Raw genomic sequence first — 17,017 nt, forward strand, 5'->3', positions numbered from 1 at the left:
GATATTCAACCTGCGGCAAAGGCGGCCTCCAGTAAACGGCGGGTATAGCTTTGGCCAGGGTTGCTGAATATATCAGCAGCGGAGCCCTGTTCAACCACGTCACCCTGTTGCATCACCAGCAGATCATGGCTGAGGGCTTTGACGACAGCCAGGTCGTGACTGATGAAGATGTAGCTGAGTTTGTACCGCTGCTGTAGTTCGCGTAGCAGATCGATTATCTGTGCCTGTACGGTGCGATCCAGGGCTGAGGTTGGTTCATCCAGGATGATCAGTTCCGGTTTGAGAATTACTGCCCGGGCGATCGCAATGCGCTGGCGCTGGCCGCCGGAAAACTCATGGGGGTAGCGGTGCCGGTCATCGGGTTCCAGTCCTACCTCTTTGAGAGCATCAATAATCAGCTGCTCACGTTCCCCGGGTAAACCGATATTATGGATCTCCAGACCTTCGCTGAGCGATTCAGCTACAGACATTCTCGGGCTGAGGCTGCCATAGGGGTCCTGAAATACGATCTGCATTTTGCGTCGCAGAGGTTTGATTTCGCTTTGGTTCAGACTTTCAATCGCCTTGCCATCAAACTGTATGCCTCCCTCCGAGCGGATCAGACGGAGTATTGCCAGCCCCAGAGTGGTTTTCCCTGAACCACTCTCTCCAACAACCCCCAGAGTGCGGCCAGTGTGTAGTTTAATGCTGCAGGGGTTTACCGCTTTAATATGGTCCACGGTGCGTTTCAGCAAGCCCCGTTTAACGGGAAACCATACTTTAAGCTTGTCAGTCTGTAATATCGGTGAACCGGTTTCTGCGACCGGCTGAGGCAGTCCTGAGGGTTCTGCATTGAGAAGTTTCAGGGTATAGGGGTGTTGCGGGTCGGCAAACAGATCTGCTGTGCGGTTTTGCTCGACAATCGATCCCTGATACATCACACAGACTGCATCACTGTAACGGCGGACAATATTCAGATCATGAGTGATCAGCAGCACCGACATCCCCAGTTTTCGCTGCAGTGAGCGGAGCAACTCCAGTATCTGTTCCTGGATTGTGACATCCAGTGCGGTCGTCGGTTCATCAGCGATCAGCAGTTCCGGATCATTGGCCAGTGCCATGGCGATCATCACCCGTTGCCGCTGCCCCCCAGAGAGCTCGTGTGGATAGCTGTTAAGACGTTTTTCCGGATCCTTGATGCCGACAAGGCTGAGTAGCTCCAGCGTCCGCTCGCGAGCCTGAAGGCCTGTCAGCCCCTTATGCAGCAGCAGTGTCTCACCGATCTGGCGGGATATGTTGTGTAACGGATTGAGCGAGGTCATCGGCTCCTGAAAAATAACACTGATGCGGTCACCGCGCAGCGACCGCATCTGCGCTTCAGTGTTCTGTAGCAGATTTTTACCCCGGTATAAAATTTCTCCACCTGGGTGGCTGGCCTTAGGATATGGCAGCAGCTTAAGGATCGACATCGCGGTCACCGATTTACCCGAACCGGATTCGCCCACCAAGGCCATCGTCTGTCCCGACATAATATCGAAACTGACGTTGTTAACGGCATTGACCGCTGAGTGGTTCTGGCCAAAGCGGACTGACAGGTTGCGTACCGAGAGCAGGGGTTCAGTCATTCATCACCTTCCGGGGGTCAAAAGCATCACGAACAGCTTCGCCAATAAAGATCAGCAGTGTCAGCATGACGGACAGAGAGATAAAGGCGGTCAAGCCCAGCCAGGGCGCATGCAGATTCGCTTTACCCTGAGCCACTAACTCCCCCAGTGAGGCTGAACCTGGCGGTAAACCGAAACCGAGGAAGTCCAGCGCCGTGAGGGTGACCAGCGAGCCGTTGAAGATAAACGGCATAAATGTCAGTGTCGCTACCATCGCATTGGGGAGGATATGGCGAAACATAATCAGCCGGTTACTCAGGCCCAGCGCGCGGGCTGCCCGGACATACTCAAGATTACGTCCACGCAGAAATTCGGCACGCACGACATCAACCAGTTGCATCCAGGAAAACAGTAGCATGATACCCAGCAACCACCAGAAGTTGGGCTGCACAATACTGGCCAGAATAATCAGCAGGAACAGTACCGGCATTCCCGACCAGATCTCGATAAAACGCTGGAAGAACAGGTCGATTTTACCACCGTAAAAACCCTGAACCGCGCCGGCGGCAACGCCGATGACCGAGCTGATCAGCGTCAGGGTGATAGCAAACAATACTGAAATTCTGAAACCGTAGATAACCCGGGCCAGGACATCTCGCCCCTGATCATCGGTGCCCAGCAGGTTGTCCGTGCTTGGAGGAGAGGGGGCAGGGACAGGCAGATCATGATTGATCGTCTGATAACTGAAACGTATAGGTGGCCAGAGAATCCAGCCGCCTTTACTGGTGATCAGTTCCTGAATATAGGGGTCTTTGTAATCAGCGAATGTGTCGAACTCACCGCCAAACTCCAGTTCGGAATAGTCGATCGCCACTGGAAAATACAGGCTGTTTTGATAGCCGATCAGGAGCGGTTTATCGTTGGCAATCAGCTCCGCAAACAGGCTGAGAATAAAGAGCGTCAGAAAGATCCAGAGCGCCCAGTAACCACGCCGGTTATTACGGAAGTTCTGCAGTCTACGCTGGTTGACAGGGCTTATTTTCAGGGATTTGAACCGCTTTAGCATACTGCTCAGTTCTCTCTGCTTTCAAAATCGATTCGTGGGTCAACCGCAACATAGGTAAGATCGCTGACCAGTTTAAGTAACAGACCGATCAGTGTGAAGATATACAGGGTGCCAAAGATAACCGGGTAGTCCCGTTTAATGACGGCTTCATAGCCCAGCAGGCCAATTCCATCGAGTGAGAAGATCACTTCAATCAGCATCGATCCGGTGAAGAAGATACCGATCAGCGCCGCAGGCATGCCGGCAATAATCAGCAGCATCGCATTACGGAAAACATGGCCATAGAGCACCTGGTTTTCAGTTAATCCTTTGGCCCGGGCGGTTATCACATACTGCTTGTTAATCTCATCAAGAAAAGAGTTTTTGGTGAGCATCGACAGGGTTGCAAAACTGCCAATCACCGATACCAGCACCGGCAGGGTGATATGCCAGAAATAATCTTTAATCTGTCCCCACATGCTCAGCTGATCGAAATCCGGAGAGGTCAGTCCCCTGAGCGGAAACCAGCTGAAGTATGTGCCGCCAGCGAACAGTACGATCAACAGGATGGCAAACAGAAAGTTGGGTATCGCGTAGCCCACGATAATCATTGAGCTGGTCCAGACATCGAAAGGGGTGCCATCACGTACCGCTTTCTTAATTCCCAGTGGCACGGCCACCAGATAGGTGATCAGGGTTGTCCAGAGTCCGAGGGAGATAGATACCGGCAGTTTCTCGATGATCAGATCTGTCACTTTTTTGCCGCTGAACAGGCTCTCGCCGAAATCGAAGACCAGGTAGTTCTTCAGCATCTGAAAGAAACGTTCATGGGCTGGTTTATCGAACCCAAACTGAGCTTCAATCTGCTTCACCAACTGCGGATCAAGTCCCCGTGCTCCCCGGTAGGTGCTGCTGTTGCCTGTTGCGGATGATGAGCCTGAGCTACTCAGATCGGACTGAGCTGAACCGTCGAAACGGGATGTTGAACTGGTGTTCAGGCCCTGCAGGTTGGCGATAGTCTGCTCAACCGGGCCGCCGGGAGCGGCCTGTACGATCAGGAAGTTGATGGTCAGAATACCCAGCAGAGTAGGGATAATCAGCAGCAGACGCCGCAGGATATAAGCTGCCATTCAGATTACTGCCCTGTCTTTTCCGGTTTGACCCACCAGGTATCGAACCCCAGCGAGTATTTGGGATGGACTTTGGGGAAATCAAACTTATCCCAGTAAGCCACGCGATAGCTGTTGATATGGTATTGCGGAATAACATAGTGATTCCACTGCAGCACCCGGTCCAGGGCGCGGGTTCTCAGTACCAACTGTTCCCGGTCTGGCGCCTGGATAATCTGGTCGACCAGATAGTCGACAGCCGGATTTTTAATACCAATCAGGTTACGACTGCCTGGCTGATCGGCCGTTGAAGAGTGCCAGAACTCCCGCTGTTCATTGCCGGGAGAGATAGACTGACCAAAGCCGCTGACGATGACATCAAAATCAAAACTGCGCACCCGGTTGATATACTGTGACGCATCGATAATACGGATTGAGGGCTTGATACCCATCCGTTCCAGGTTGCGGGCAAAGGGGGCTACCACTCGTTCAAATGTGGGTTGAACCAGCAAAATTTCAAATGACATCTGTTTGCCGTCAGGCCCCAGCAGTAAGCCATCCTTTAACTCCCAGCCAGCACTTTTCAGCAACCTCAGGGCAGTGCGTAACTGTCCGCGAATATTGCCATCTCCATTGGTTGTGGGCGCTTTGTAGACCTGAGTAAATACTTCGGGGGGCACCTGGTCACGGATCGGCTCAAGAATTTTTAACTCTTTTTCAGTGGGCAGCTCTGTGGCGGCCATCTCCGAGTTAGAGAAATAGCTGTTGGTGCGGGTATAGGCGTTATAGAAGATATTCTTGTTGGTCCATTTGAAGTCAAAGGCGTAGGCCAGCGCTTCTCTGACCCGGGCATCTGAGAAGTAGGATTTACGGGTATTAAGAATGAAGGCCTGCATACCCGTTGGGTTTTCATGCACCTGGGTACGGGTGATGATCTTTCCTTCATCAAACACAGTGCCGGTATATCCGGTAGCCCACTGCTTGGATGAGAACTCCTGGCGAAAATCGTATTCGCCCCCTTTAAACGCTTCAAGGGCAACATTGCCATCTTTGTAATAGTCGTAGCGGATTGTGTCAAAGTTGAAGCGGCCGCGGTTAACTGGCAGATCCTTACCCCAATAGTTTGGGTTTCTGCGATAGGTGATGGTGCGTCCGGCATCGAAACTGTCAATCAGGTAGGGGCCAGAGCCCACCGGAATCTCCAGACCGGGCTTACTGAAATCACGCCCCTCCCAGTAGTGCTTGGGTAAAATACTGACTTCTCCGACAATTAATGCCAGCTCGCGATTTTGGCTGGCGTTAAATGTGAATTTAACCCGCTGGCTGGAGAGCGCCTCAATATTAGCGATATCGTGGTAGTAGGAACGGTAAAACGGGGCTCCCTGTTCACGCAGCAGTTTAAAGGTGTACACCACATCTTCTGCAGTGACGGGCTGGCCGTCGCTGAATTTTGCATCGGGGTTGAGATTAAATATGACCCAGCTGCGGTCATCTGCGACTTCCAGTGACTCAGCCAGCAGCCCATAGAGAGAGAAGGGTTCGTCCTGAGCTTTGGTCAGCAGAGAATCATAGATCAGTCCAATGCCATCGGCGGCAGCACCCTTAATGATAAAACCATTAAAACTGTCGAAAGTGCCCAGTGCATCTTCAGAGACATCACCGCCTTTTGGGGCGTCAGGATTGACGTAATCAAAATGTTTAAACCCGGGAGGGTATTTGAGGTCGCCATACATAGAGATGCCGTGCTGCGGTGCAGCAGCGTGTAGCGGGGAGGTGAGTGTGCAGATCAGAGTTGCAGATAACAGACAAAGCGTTGATATCTGCTTAGATAACTGTTTGAAATTCATCCGTAATTATCCAGCCAGATTGGTAACCTGTTAATTTATAACAGGGGGGATCGGTTATAGCTAGTTATATGAGTACGGATCAGCGGTTTTGTTCAAATTCATCGGCAAGTTCGGTCAGACGCTGGTGCTGTAATTTGCGCTTAACCTTGTCGTTTTTCAGTTGGTTGAGCTGTTCGGTGAGAAAGCGTTGCTTATCACTGTTACCGGCTGACAGCCCGGAGATCAGATCTTTATCCATCCAGTTACAGATCTTATGATAGAGAATAAATTTGAACAGCAGTGCGGTCACCGTTGCGAAGATAATGATGCCGATACTAAGTGCGTCCATGTCCTGTCTCCTGGGTGGCGGATTTGAAAAACCGGGTGATCAAGTCGCTATTTTACCGCGCTTCAGTGATATCAACATAGAGGGTCAGGTGTTGCCCCGGCTGGAGATACTTGCTCTTTTCCAGCTTGTTCCAGCGTTGGATATCATTGATAGAAACCCGAAAACGGTCAGCAATGGTATACAGTGAATCGCCGCTACGAACGGAATAACCGATGCGGCGAATCAGCTGTTGATCACTGCGGCTGAGGCCCTGATGTGCATCGGCTTTCCAGATTGCCAGAGTTTGACCGACTCTGAGGGGATCTCCAGGCGCCATTTGATTCCATGAGGCCAGTTCTCGCACGCTGACATTGTTGTTTTTGGCTATTTTCCAGAAGCTATCGCCCTGTTTTACCTCGTAGGTGACCCGATTGCGGTCACTCTGAGCCAGTTGATTCTGCTTACGACTGAAGCGTTGGGACTGGCTCAGTGAGTATTCGCTGGACTCATGCTTGGCGCTGGGGATCAGCAGATACTTGCCGGCACGGATATTACTGCCGCTGAGCTTGTTGGCTTCACGGATGACCGCGGAGGTGGTGTTATAGTGTCGGGCAATGGTGCTGATGGTTTCGCCTTTGCTGATTTTGTGGCGCGCCCAGTTAACCCGTTGTTCAGCCGGAAGCTGAGCCAGCTGAGTACGGAACTGTTCTGCTGTGTCAGCCGGAATGAGCAAGCGATGCGGACCATCGGGATCAGTGGCCCAGCGATTAAAGCCGGGGTTGAGCTGATACAGTTCCTGCGTTGAAATAGAACTGAGTTTAGCTGCCTGTGCCAGATCGATCTGACTGTCCAGTTCGACCTGTTCAAATACGGGCTTGTTCGGCAATGGCTGCAGGGTGAGATTATTGTCTTCAGCGTCACGAATCAGTTTTGAAACCGCCAGCAGTTTAGGTACATATACCCGGGTTTCTTTGGGCAGGTCCAGCGACCAGAAATCTGTCGCCAACCCCTTTTTCTTATTGCGGCGAATCGCTTTTGAAACATTCCCTCCACCACAGTTGTAGGCAGCCAGGGCCAGCTCCCAGCTATCAAAGCGGTCATGCAGTTGCTGCAGATAGGTCAGCGCAGCATCCGTTGAGGCGACAATGTCACGACGTCCGTCATACCACCAACTGCTTTTTAAACCAAAATGTTTCGCTGTGCCGGGAATGAATTGCCAGGGCCCGGCGGCGCGGCCATGTGAGTATGCAAAGGGGTCGTAAGCACTTTCGACAATCGGCAGCAGCGCAACCTCAGCAGGCATATCCCGTTTCAGTACTTCACCGAGAATATAATAGTAATAACGGCTGGCACGGGTCGCGACCCGTTGCATATATTGCGGATGTTTTTGATACCACTCGAACTGCGCCTGTAAGCGTGGATCATCATGATCCAGATCAAGCTGCATATGCTGTCGGGTCAGTTGCCAGAGATCGGTGCTGGTTTGAGGCTGCTGTTGCGTGTCAGAAGAGAGTGTCGGATTCAGTACCTGACGCTGTGCCTGTGGCTGCTCATCAGGGCCGCTGACAGGCGCCGGTTGCTGACTGATAACCTGATTGGTCTGACAGCCGGCAAGAATCAGCCCGGCAGCGGTGAGTACAACAAATTTTCTGACCAGCTGCATTGCCCAAGGCACCCTGTAAAATATAAAAGGGTGCATTTTATGGGGCCAGTTGCAGAGGGTCAACTGTTATTGATCCCAGGCTGAGCTACATCAACTTTACAACGCTTAACAAGGAAGCAGGGGAGGAGTCAGAACTGATTTTTCCATTCCCGGATCATAGCGAAAATGGCCACTTCTGAGGTCAAAGGTCCGCCAGCAAACAGCTCTGCAGATTGTCTCACGGGGGCTTCGCTATAGCGAAGAAAGGGGTTGATCTGTTTCTCGGTGGCGATATCTGTAGGCAGGGTCGGCTGATCGGATTCGCGCAGTTGGGTGCAGTGTTCGATCGCCGCTTTAATACGGTTGTTTGCGGGTTCAACCGCTGCAGCAAATGCAAGGTTGGCAAGAGAATACTCATGGGTGCAGTAGATCTGGGTTGCATCAGGCAGCTGTCGGAAATATTCCATCGCCCGGTGCATCTGTTCTGCACTGCCTTCAAACAATCGGCCACAACCGGCCAGAAACAGCGTATCACCGCAGAACAGCTGCGGCTCACTTCCTGGGAGATAGTAGCTGATATGATCTAATGTGTGGCCCGGTACTTCACGGATAGTCAGCGTCTGCTCCATCAGACTGATCTGATCACCATCGCTCAGCTTATGAGTGATGCCGTCAAATGGGGAGTTGGCCGGACCATAAACAGTGACAGTGTTATCCTGGCATAGTTGAGCGACACCACCGGTGTGGTCATGATGGTGGTGAGTGATCAGGATGGTGGTTAACAGCAGGTTATTTTCGTTCAGATAGTGTTCGACCACGTCAGCATCACCGGGGTCGACGACGGCCACTTCAGTACTGCCGGGTACAGTCAGAGCCCAAATATAGTTATCATTAAAAGCAGGTATCGGCATGACATTGAACATTTTAGGCCTCGGCTGTATTGGATTTGTCAGATATAGTAGTACATATTGAGCAGAGTAAGGAGATTGAGTGCACCCGTTAACTACAAGGTTAACCTATTCAAACCGGAGCGTTAAGGGCTAATAATGTATGGGTTTTAAACAACAGCCACCGCTCGCAGAGTGGTTACCGGCGTTACGTAGTTGGTTTGATACAGAGCTGGGGCAGCAGTTGCTGGCTTCAGAGCGAGAGTTGCTGGACCGGCTGTTACCGACCATGTTTGGCTATCATCTGCTGCAGATCAGTTTTGATAACCGGCTTGATCTGGCCCGGGAGAGTCCGGTGCGCCATCAGATACCGGTAAATCCGGTTGCCGAATTGGGATTGCCAGACAGTGCGGTGATCGCCCGCAATGAAGAGTTACCGTTCGAGCATAACAGTATCGATGTGGTGCTGTTGCACCATGGACTCGATTTTGCCCAAAGCCCCCATCAGGTGCTGCGTGAATCTGCCCGGGTTCTGCGCCCGGGGGGGTATCTGCTGAATATCGGTTTTAATCCGGTCAGTTGGTGGGGCGTTTATCGTACCCTGAAACTGAATAAAGAAACGGTGCCCTGGCAGGGGCACTTTATCGGCTCGCAACGTATGCATGACTGGTTAGCGTTGCTCGAATTAACGGTGGTCAGGGAGCTGTCCGATTACTATCGCCTGCCCTTCGAGAAAGAGTCCTGGCGTCAGCGTGGGCGGCTGATCGATGCGATAACCCGACGCTGTTCGTCTCATTGCGGAGCCTTTGTGCTGCATGTTGCCCGCAAGGATGTCGGCGGGATGACCCCGATTGAACCGGTCTGGAAGAAGCGTAAGCTGATTAATCTGCCGCTGGTTGAACCAACAACCCGTGGTGCCCGAGGAAGAGTGAGTGAAGAAAAAAATTAATATTTATACTGATGGTGCCTGTAAAGGAAATCCGGGACCGGGGGGCTGGGGAGCCGTTCTGGAATATGGTGAACATCGCAAAAAACTGTTTGGTGGAGAGATGAATACCACCAATAACCGGATGGAGCTGATGGCCGCGATTGAAGCGCTGAGTGTTCTGAAGGAGTCCTGCGAAATTGTTTTGACGACCGATTCTCAGTATGTACGTAAAGGCATTACGGAATGGCTGGCAGGCTGGAAACGCAATGGCTGGAAAACCTCAGCCAGGAAACCAGTAAAAAATGCCGATCTGTGGCAGCAGCTTGAAGAGCAGACTGCACGGCACCAGATTCAGTGGAAATGGGTGAAAGGTCATAGTGGTCATCCGGGTAATGAACTGGCCGACCAGTTGGCTAACAAAGGGGTTGAGCAAGCCCTGCAACAGGCGTAAGTGAACAGATAAGTTATGAGACAGATAGTACTGGATACGGAAACCACGGGTATCGACCCGAAAGAGGGGCATCGGATCATTGAGATCGGTTGTGTTGAGATGATGAACCGCCGACTGACAGGTCGTACCTATCATCGTTATCTTAAGCCGGACCGTGTGATCGATGATGAAGCGATTCAGGTACACGGTATCACCAATGAGTTTCTCGATGATAAACCTCGCTTTGAAGAGATCCAGGATGAGTTTTTGCACTTTATCCGAGGCGCCGATCTGGTTATCCATAACGCTGCGTTTGACGTAGGTTTTATCGATAATGAGTTAAGCCTGAATAACCATCAGGAGCGGGTCCATGATTTTTGTCAGGTGACCGATACGCTGGCGATTGCACGCAAGAAGCATCCGGGGCAGAAAAATAACCTTGATGCGCTATGTCGCCGTTACGGTATTGATAACAGCCATCGTGAGCTGCACGGCGCGTTACTTGATTCTGAGATTCTGGCCGATGTTTATCTGATGCTGACGGGCGGTCAGAAGAATCTGATGCTGGCAGGCGAGGAGGATGGTGACGACGGTGTTGATCAGGTTCGGCGTCTTGATACTTCAGCTATGACCCTGAAGGTGGTGCAGGCTGAAGGGGATGAACTGGATGCTCACCGCAGTTATATCGAACGTCTGGATAGTAAAGCGGGCAGCATCTGGAGTCAGCTTGGTGAGCAGCCAGGTGAAACGGGCTGAAGCAAATCTTTAATGAGAACGAAAAAAAGCAGGCTGTGAAGCCTGCTTTTTTGATTTTCAGAGGTCTGTTTTGCAGCTATGAAGCGATTCCCTGTTTACAGGAAGTGTGTTACCGCCAGATAGCCAGTGACGCTCATGACCACGGTGTAGGGCAGTGCCATCCACACCATAGTGCCGTATGAGAGACGAATCAGGGGTGCCAGGGCAGATGTCAACAGAAACAGGAATGCAGCCTGGCCGTTGGGGGTTGCTACACTCGGGATGTTGGTGCCAGTGTTGATAGCGATCGCCAGCAGGTCAAAATGCTCCCGGGTGATTGAGCCCTCTTTGAGAGCTGCCAGTACTTCATTGATATACACCGTTGCGACAAAGACGTTATCAGAGATAGCCGATAGCAGGCCGTTGGCAATAAAAAAGATACCCGGCTGAACCTGAGTGTCCATGGCCAGTACTGAAGCGATAATGGGCTGGAACAGGTGTTGTTCGTGAATCACCGATACAATGGAGAAAAATACCACCAGCAGCGCGGTAAATGGCAGTGCCTCCTCAAATGCTTTACCTATCTGATGTTCCTCGACTATACCGTTGAACGCGGTCAGCAGAATAATCACTGTGAGACCGATCAGACCAACGGCCGCGAGATGGAATGCCAGGGCCAGAACCAGAAAGACCGCCACCAGAATCTGAACAAACAGGGCCAGCTTGTCCGACTTGGTTAGCTTCTTATCCTGTTCGGCAGCAAAATCTTCGAGAATAGTGCGTACCGATTGAGGGATATCGGCGCCATAACCAAACCACTTGAGTTTTTCCAGCAGGATGCAGGTTGCCAGACCCGCAAACAGAACCGGCATCGTTACCGGGGCCATCAGAACAAAGAACTCGACAAAATCCCAGCCCGCCTTTTGCGCGATCAGCAGGTTTTGTGGTTCTCCCACCAGGGTGCAGACACCGCCCAGCGCGGTGCCCACAGAGCCGTGCATCAGCAGACTGCGCAGAAATGCCCGGAACTGCGCCAGCGCTTCATGGTGGTCGACATGAACTGTTTCATCATCGCCATGATCGTGTGCTTCATGGTGGAACTGTTTGCCGGAGGCTACTTTGTGATACACCGCATAGAAGCCGACACCGACGCTGATCAGTACTGCCGTCACTGTCAGGGCATCGAGAAAGGCCGATAGCAGTGCTGCAAACAGTGAGAACATCAGCGACAGTGCAACTTTGGAGCGGATTTTCAGCAGCAGTTTGGTAAATACCCAGAGCAGCATGTTCTTCATAAAGTAGATGCCTGCTACCATGAACATCAGTAGCAGAATCACTTCCAGGTTGGCTTCCACTTCATGGTAAACCGTCTCAGTGCTTGCCAGGCCGATAATAATCGCTTCCAGAGCGAGTAAGCCGCCCGGTTGAAGCGGATAACATTTTAGTGCCAGAGCCAGAGTGAAGATAAATTCAAAGATCAGCATCCAGCCTGTTACTACAGGTCCAACGGTGAACAGAAGAATCGGGTTAAGTATCAGAAAAAGTACAATGGCCTGTTTATACCAGATAGGTGAGTTGCCAAGGAAGTTCTTAATAAGCGCCTGGGTTGTGGTCATCGATACGGGGTCCTGTGCCAATTCGGGCCTGTGGAAAGTTTCTGTGCATCATGCTAAATGTAGTGATTACAGTCTTTCCAATGTAAGTTAAGTAGTGAATGTTATTATGATTTTGACGTAGATTAGCAGGAGTTTTGTTAAATCAAAAGTCTGCTTAACCTGTTAAGAGTACCCTAGTTTTCAGGTGACATATATGCCTGAAATCACTGTTTATTGGTCTGTTTTTGCTTAGGTTCAACAAATATTATGGAAATTGAATATATTTATTCATCGGGACACCGGGTTTGGTCTGATCTGCAGGGGCGTTGGATTTTTACTCAGCCCTGTTGCGACCACAACCTCGCTCTGGAAGAGTATGATCTGACTTTATTGCCGCAACAGCAGGTAAAACTGCTTATCATGCCTGAGGAAGTGTTGCCCCATGAAACCCCGGGTTTACAGCTGCGGCAACTGCTGTCCCGCTCAGAAGAGTCGATGTTTCCACTGCTATCGCGAGCAGCCCAGGTGACAACCTGGAGTCGCGATCACAACTTCTGCCCCCGTTGCGGAGATGCATTGCGTCATCACCATCAGGACCTGGCCAAGCAGTGTGATGGTTGTGGCCTGACTCAGTATCCCAGACTCTCCCCCTGCATTATCACGCTGGTGACCCGCGGTGAGTATTGCATACTGGCGCAGGGAGTTCGATTCACTGAGCCCAGATTCAGCACCCTGGCGGGGTTTATTGAAGCGGGGGAAAGTGCTGAAGATGCCCTGGCTCGAGAGGTCAGAGAGGAGGTGGGTGTGGAGGTTTCCAATATCCGCTATCACTGCAGTCAGTCCTGGCCCTTTCCTCATTCGCTGATGCTGGGCTTTTTTGCCGATTATGTATCCGGGGAGATCGTGCCAGAGCCGGGAGAGATAGTCGATGCGCGCTGGTTCCACTACAGTGAGCTGGATGAGGCACCTATTCCTCCGCCGTTTACCATATCCCGCCAGTTGATTGATGAGTTCGTAAAGCGCTGCAGAGCAGGGGATTAACCGCGTTTATCTTTACTGAAGTACTTACCCAGCTGTGTTGCCAGCATCACATTGCCTTCGGCCCTGAGTTTGCCGGTGAGGTAGGCGCTCATGCCATCCTTCTCACCCGTGACCACACGGATAAAGGTGTCACTATTGGTGATCAGGGTGATATCAGGGTCGTGATGCTCGCCAAGGGCAACCGTCAGTTGCTGGTCAGCGATAGTGAAATAGAAGTCGTCCGCATCACTCAGTATAAATTGGAATGTGGCCGACACTGCGGAGGTGTTTTCCGGAATAAAGCGACTGGAAAGCTTTTCTATAACCCGGGTGACAGTGATTGCTTCAGACATATTTGATTCAGCTCTCCAATTTTGTATTCAGTGATATTGCCTCGGTGGGTTGTATGGTACATTACCCGACCATAAATCAATATATTGAATTGCCCCCAAGGGCTTAAAGATCTGGAGTGTTAGGTGGTCGATTTTCTGGCAAGTTACGGATTGTTTCTGGCAAAAGCGCTGACAGTGGTCGGTGCTATTATTCTGGTTATTGTTGCCATAGGCGCTGTGGCATCACGGAATAAGCGAGACAGTAAAGAGGGATATCTCAGTATCCACAGCATGAATGAAACGCTGGAGGATATGGAGCACGCACTGAAAGAGGTCGTGCTGGATTCTGAAGTTTATAAGCAGCAACTGAAAGCGGAAGAGAAGCAGGAAAAGCAGGAAGCTAAGGCGCGTAAAAAAGCGCTGAAGAAAACTAAATCCCAGCCTGATGCTGAGCCGGAACGTAAACGGGTTTTCGTACTGGATTTCGATGGTGATATTAAAGCCTCAGAGCTTGAGCCGATGCGTGAAGAGATCACCGCTGTGCTGACCATGGCGACCGAGAAAGATGAAGTGGTTATCCGTCTGGAAAGTCCCGGTGGGATGGTGCACAGCTATGGTCTGGCGTCCTCTCAGCTGGAGCGGATTAAGCAGCGGGGAGTCCCGCTGACAGTGTGTGTCGATAAAGTCGCGGCCAGCGGTGGTTATATGATGGCTTGCCTGGCGGACAAGATTGTAGCAGCGCCGTTCTCGATACTCGGATCGATTGGTGTGGTGGCACAATTGCCCAATTTTCACCGTTTATTAAAAAAGCATGATATTGACTATGAAGTGCTGACGGCGGGTGAGTATAAACGCACCCTGACGGTGATGGGGGAGAATACTGAAAAGGGCCGGCAGAAATTTATTGAAGATCTGGAAGATACCCATAGTCTGTTCAAAGAGTTTGTTGGCGAGTTCCGGCCTCAGGTTGATCTTGAAAAAGTAGCAACCGGTGAAGTTTGGTTTGGACGGCGAGCGCTGGAAGTCAATCTGATTGATGAGATCTCTACCAGCGATGAATATCTGACCCAGGCGTGTGAAGACGCCGATGTCTATACGGTCCGGTATGAGTATAAGAAGACCCTGCAAGATCGTCTCTCTGATATGTCGATTAAAACAACTGACACCCTTTTTACGAAATGGGCAGGACGTATTCTAAACTCCCATTTATTAGCTAAGTAACCAAAATGGTAAGGGAAATGCCAGCATTTATCTGATTGTCGCTTATAATCATATTGTAAAAGTTTCAAACATATGAAGCGGATTTTGTCAGGATGATTCTGATGGGATTCGCGACCCGGCTAAGGGAGCGTTAATGCGACAGTCTGCAACCGCAAGGAAAATATTGTTATCCGCCGAAGCGCTGTTTGCTGAACAGGGGTTTGCTGAAACGACAATGCGGGAGATTACCAGTGCTGCAAAAGTTAATCTGGCAGCGGTAAATTACCATTTCGGTTCTAAAAAAGGTCTGATTACAGCGGTCGCTGAAAAATATCTGACCCCGCTGGTGTCAAATCTTCAGGATTCACTCAGTGAACGTCAGGCGGATATAAAAGGTGGCACCATTACAGCGCAAGAGCTTTTAGAGATACTGATGCGCACACTGCTGCAACTGGGTAAGTCCAGGCAGTTTGCGTTACCGGTCTTTATGCGCCTGCTGGAGCTGATCTATATGAAAAACCAGCAAGAGCTGCGCGATGCTATGCTGGCCCGTCACCGGGATTCCTTTTCAGTTTTTATTGAGTTGTTGCGTAAAGATGCAGCGGTCATGGAGGATGAAGAGTTTTTCTGGCGCTTGCACTTCCTGATGGGGTCGATCATTTTTACTTTGTCTAATTTTCAGACTCTGGTGGCGATAGAGATGCGCGAATTCGAGCGCAGTGCTGAGGTCGAACGTACTCTGCATCGCATGATTCCCGTGCTGGTGGCTGGCCTGCAAGCACGTGCGGAGCATACCCCGTTCACCCGTATCTAGGGATGTAAGCCGGTTTATGTTTATCCGGATTTCAATAATTCATCAGCGTCTGGAAGTGTGGCAGGACGCTGAGTGTGTGGTGGACTATCCGGTCTCAACCGCTCTGAACGGCCCCGGTGAGCAAAAAAACAGTGGCTGCACGCCCCGTGGTAAACACTTGGTACGCGCCAAAATTGGTGCAGGAAAACCACTTAATACTGTTTTTGTCGGTCGTCGTGATACGGGGGAAACTTACTCGGCCGATTTAGCTCGTCGCTATCCCCAGCGGGACTGGATTCTGACCCGCATTCTCTGGTTGTCTGGCTGTGAAATAGGTCGCAATCGGTTGTCCAGCGTTGATACAATGCAGCGCTATATATACATTCACGGTACACCTGACAGTGAACCCATGGGACAGCCTCTGTCTCATGGGTGTATCCGTATGCGTAATAACGATATAGCGGAGCTGTTTGAGCGTGTCAGTGTCGGTACCCTGGTTTTCATAGAGTAGTTCTAACAGAAGAGAAAAAAGCAATGTCTGGAGCATTGATGCTGGACATCGCCGGTCTGAGTCTGACAGAGGATGATAAAAGCCTTTTGAAGAACCCTCAGGTGGGCGGTCTTATCCTGTTTAGCCGGAATTATCACTCCCCGCAGCAATTATCTGATCTGATTCAGGAAGTTCGCCTTTGTGCGCCGCAGCTGCTGATCGCTGTTGATCAGGAAGGGGGACGGGTGCAGCGCTTTCGCGATGGTTTTACCCGGTTGCCGCCAATGTCTGTTCTGGGAACACTATACAGTCAGGACCGGGATAATGCAGTGACAGTGGCGACGGAACTGGGCTGGCTGATGGCTGCCGAGTTGATCAGCTATGGTATCGATATCAGTTTTGCGCCGGTACTGGATCTTGATTTTGGCGTTAGCCAGGTGATTGGAGACCGGGCGTTCTCCGGCAGTCCTGAAACCGTCACGGCGTTAGCAGGAGCCTTCATTGACGGTATGCGCCAGGCAGGCATGGCATCCACAGGTAAACACTTTCCCGGGCATGGCTGGGTGGTTGCGGATTCTCATCTCGACGTTCCCGTTGATGAGCGTAGTCTGGAGGAGATTGAAGCGCAGGATCTGATCCCCTTTACCCGGTTAATACAGCAGGGACTGGATGCAGTGATGCCCGCTCATGTGATCTATCGCCAGGTGGATGATCGGCCGGCGGGTTTTTCATCCTACTGGATTGGTCAGCGGCTGCGCGCCGGGATGCAGTTTGATGGGGTTGTTTTCAGTGATGATCTGACCATGGAAGGTGCCAGTGTTGCCGGCAGTTTTGAGGCTCGTGCAGCGCAGGCGCTGGATGCGGGTTGCGACATGCTGCTGGTATGTAATAATCGTTCTGCTGCGCTGCAGGTGCTGGGCTATCTGGAGCAACTGGAGCATCCGGGGTCAAAGCGTATTAAGCGCATGAAAGCAGTACACAGTTATTGTTTTGATGATATTCGCAGCACTGCGCGCTGGCAGCGCGCCACAGGTTTAGCTAATCAGTTAGTCAATATTCATTAGATCTATTGGA

17 protein-coding genes are annotated in these 17,017 nt (G+C 51.2%); 8 read left to right on the plus strand and 9 right to left on the minus strand.

Going from position 1 to position 17,017, the window contains the following annotated elements:
- Positions 1 to 5: 5 nt before the first annotated feature.
- From BMY09_RS11700 to gloB, 7 genes are all read right to left on the minus strand, one after another.
- On the minus strand, positions 6 to 1,604 hold the full coding sequence (locus BMY09_RS11700; protein WP_091358261.1) for an ABC transporter ATP-binding protein: 1,599 nt from the start codon (positions 1,602 to 1,604) through the stop codon (positions 6 to 8).
- Positions 1,597 to 2,649, minus strand: a complete 1,053-nt coding sequence (locus BMY09_RS11705) for an ABC transporter permease (RefSeq protein WP_091358264.1) — start codon at positions 2,647 to 2,649, stop codon at positions 1,597 to 1,599. Before BMY09_RS11705 ends, BMY09_RS11700 begins: the two co-directional genes overlap by 8 nt.
- Positions 2,650 to 2,654: 5 nt before the next feature.
- On the minus strand, positions 2,655 to 3,758 hold the full coding sequence (locus BMY09_RS11710) for a microcin C ABC transporter permease YejB (protein WP_091358268.1): 1,104 nt from the start codon (positions 3,756 to 3,758) through the stop codon (positions 2,655 to 2,657).
- Between the two features lie 5 nt (positions 3,759 to 3,763).
- Positions 3,764 to 5,584: an extracellular solute-binding protein gene (locus tag BMY09_RS11715; RefSeq protein ID WP_091358271.1), complete on the minus strand. Its 1,821-nt coding sequence runs from the start codon at positions 5,582 to 5,584 to the stop codon at positions 3,764 to 3,766.
- Between the two features lie 79 nt (positions 5,585 to 5,663).
- The gene (locus BMY09_RS11720; protein ID WP_091358273.1) at positions 5,664 to 5,912 is read right to left on the minus strand and encodes a hypothetical protein; all 249 of its coding nucleotides are present in this window, start codon (positions 5,910 to 5,912) and stop codon (positions 5,664 to 5,666) included.
- Between the two features lie 52 nt (positions 5,913 to 5,964).
- Entirely contained in the window at positions 5,965 to 7,554 is a 1,590-nt protein-coding gene (locus tag BMY09_RS11725) for a lytic transglycosylase (RefSeq protein ID WP_091358276.1), read from the minus strand.
- A 128-nt stretch (positions 7,555 to 7,682) separates the two neighbouring features.
- Positions 7,683 to 8,456 carry a hydroxyacylglutathione hydrolase gene (gloB, locus tag BMY09_RS11730; protein WP_091358279.1) on the minus strand — a complete coding sequence of 258 codons (774 nt, stop codon included), beginning with the start codon at positions 8,454 to 8,456 and terminating at the stop codon, positions 7,683 to 7,685.
- A gap of 127 nt (positions 8,457 to 8,583) precedes the next feature.
- Between gloB and BMY09_RS11735 the strand changes: the two genes are divergently transcribed.
- Genes BMY09_RS11735 through dnaQ form a run of 3 tightly spaced genes read left to right on the plus strand, consistent with a single transcriptional unit; the run spans position 8,584 to position 10,534 of the window.
- Positions 8,584 to 9,369, plus strand: a complete 786-nt coding sequence (locus tag BMY09_RS11735) for a class I SAM-dependent methyltransferase (protein WP_091358281.1) — start codon at positions 8,584 to 8,586, stop codon at positions 9,367 to 9,369.
- Complete coding sequence (rnhA, locus tag BMY09_RS11740; RefSeq protein ID WP_091358283.1) at positions 9,353 to 9,799, plus strand: ribonuclease HI; 447 nt, start codon at positions 9,353 to 9,355, stop codon at positions 9,797 to 9,799. Before BMY09_RS11735 ends, rnhA begins: the two co-directional genes overlap by 17 nt.
- Positions 9,800 to 9,814: 15 nt before the next feature.
- Positions 9,815 to 10,534: a DNA polymerase III subunit epsilon gene (gene dnaQ / locus BMY09_RS11745; protein ID WP_091358286.1), complete on the plus strand. Its 720-nt coding sequence runs from the start codon at positions 9,815 to 9,817 to the stop codon at positions 10,532 to 10,534.
- 95 nt (positions 10,535 to 10,629) lie between these two features.
- Here dnaQ and nhaB read toward each other — a convergent pair whose 3' ends face one another.
- On the minus strand, positions 10,630 to 12,129 hold the full coding sequence (gene nhaB / locus BMY09_RS11750) for a sodium/proton antiporter NhaB (protein ID WP_091358287.1): 1,500 nt from the start codon (positions 12,127 to 12,129) through the stop codon (positions 10,630 to 10,632).
- A gap of 246 nt (positions 12,130 to 12,375) precedes the next feature.
- Here nhaB and nudC point away from each other — a divergent pair, with 246 nt between their 5' ends.
- The gene (gene nudC / locus BMY09_RS11755; protein ID WP_091358290.1) at positions 12,376 to 13,149 is read left to right on the plus strand and encodes an NAD(+) diphosphatase; all 774 of its coding nucleotides are present in this window, start codon (positions 12,376 to 12,378) and stop codon (positions 13,147 to 13,149) included.
- Here nudC and BMY09_RS11760 read toward each other — a convergent pair.
- Positions 13,146 to 13,481 carry an SCP2 sterol-binding domain-containing protein gene (locus tag BMY09_RS11760; RefSeq protein ID WP_091358291.1) on the minus strand — a complete coding sequence of 112 codons (336 nt, stop codon included), beginning with the start codon at positions 13,479 to 13,481 and terminating at the stop codon, positions 13,146 to 13,148. The two genes, nudC and BMY09_RS11760, sit on opposite strands and share 4 nt — an antisense overlap.
- A gap of 123 nt (positions 13,482 to 13,604) precedes the next feature.
- On the opposite strand from BMY09_RS11760, the gene sohB reads away from it, so the two are divergent.
- From sohB to nagZ, 4 genes are all read left to right on the plus strand, one after another.
- Positions 13,605 to 14,681, plus strand: a complete 1,077-nt coding sequence (gene sohB / locus BMY09_RS11765; RefSeq protein ID WP_091358294.1) for a protease SohB — start codon at positions 13,605 to 13,607, stop codon at positions 14,679 to 14,681.
- A 133-nt stretch (positions 14,682 to 14,814) separates the two neighbouring features.
- On the plus strand, positions 14,815 to 15,474 hold the full coding sequence (locus BMY09_RS11770; protein WP_091358296.1) for a TetR/AcrR family transcriptional regulator: 660 nt from the start codon (positions 14,815 to 14,817) through the stop codon (positions 15,472 to 15,474).
- Between the two features lie 16 nt (positions 15,475 to 15,490).
- A complete protein-coding gene (locus tag BMY09_RS11775) occupies positions 15,491 to 15,964 on the plus strand; it encodes a L,D-transpeptidase (RefSeq protein ID WP_091358298.1) in 474 nt (157 codons plus the stop codon).
- A gap of 23 nt (positions 15,965 to 15,987) precedes the next feature.
- Complete coding sequence (gene nagZ / locus BMY09_RS11780; protein WP_245756568.1) at positions 15,988 to 17,007, plus strand: beta-N-acetylhexosaminidase; 1,020 nt, start codon at positions 15,988 to 15,990, stop codon at positions 17,005 to 17,007.
- The last annotated feature ends 10 nt before the right edge of the window (positions 17,008 to 17,017 follow it).

The sequence above is a fragment of the Amphritea atlantica genome, from assembly GCF_900111095.1.
GTDB classification, from domain to species: domain Bacteria; phylum Pseudomonadota; class Gammaproteobacteria; order Pseudomonadales; family Balneatricaceae; genus Amphritea; species Amphritea atlantica.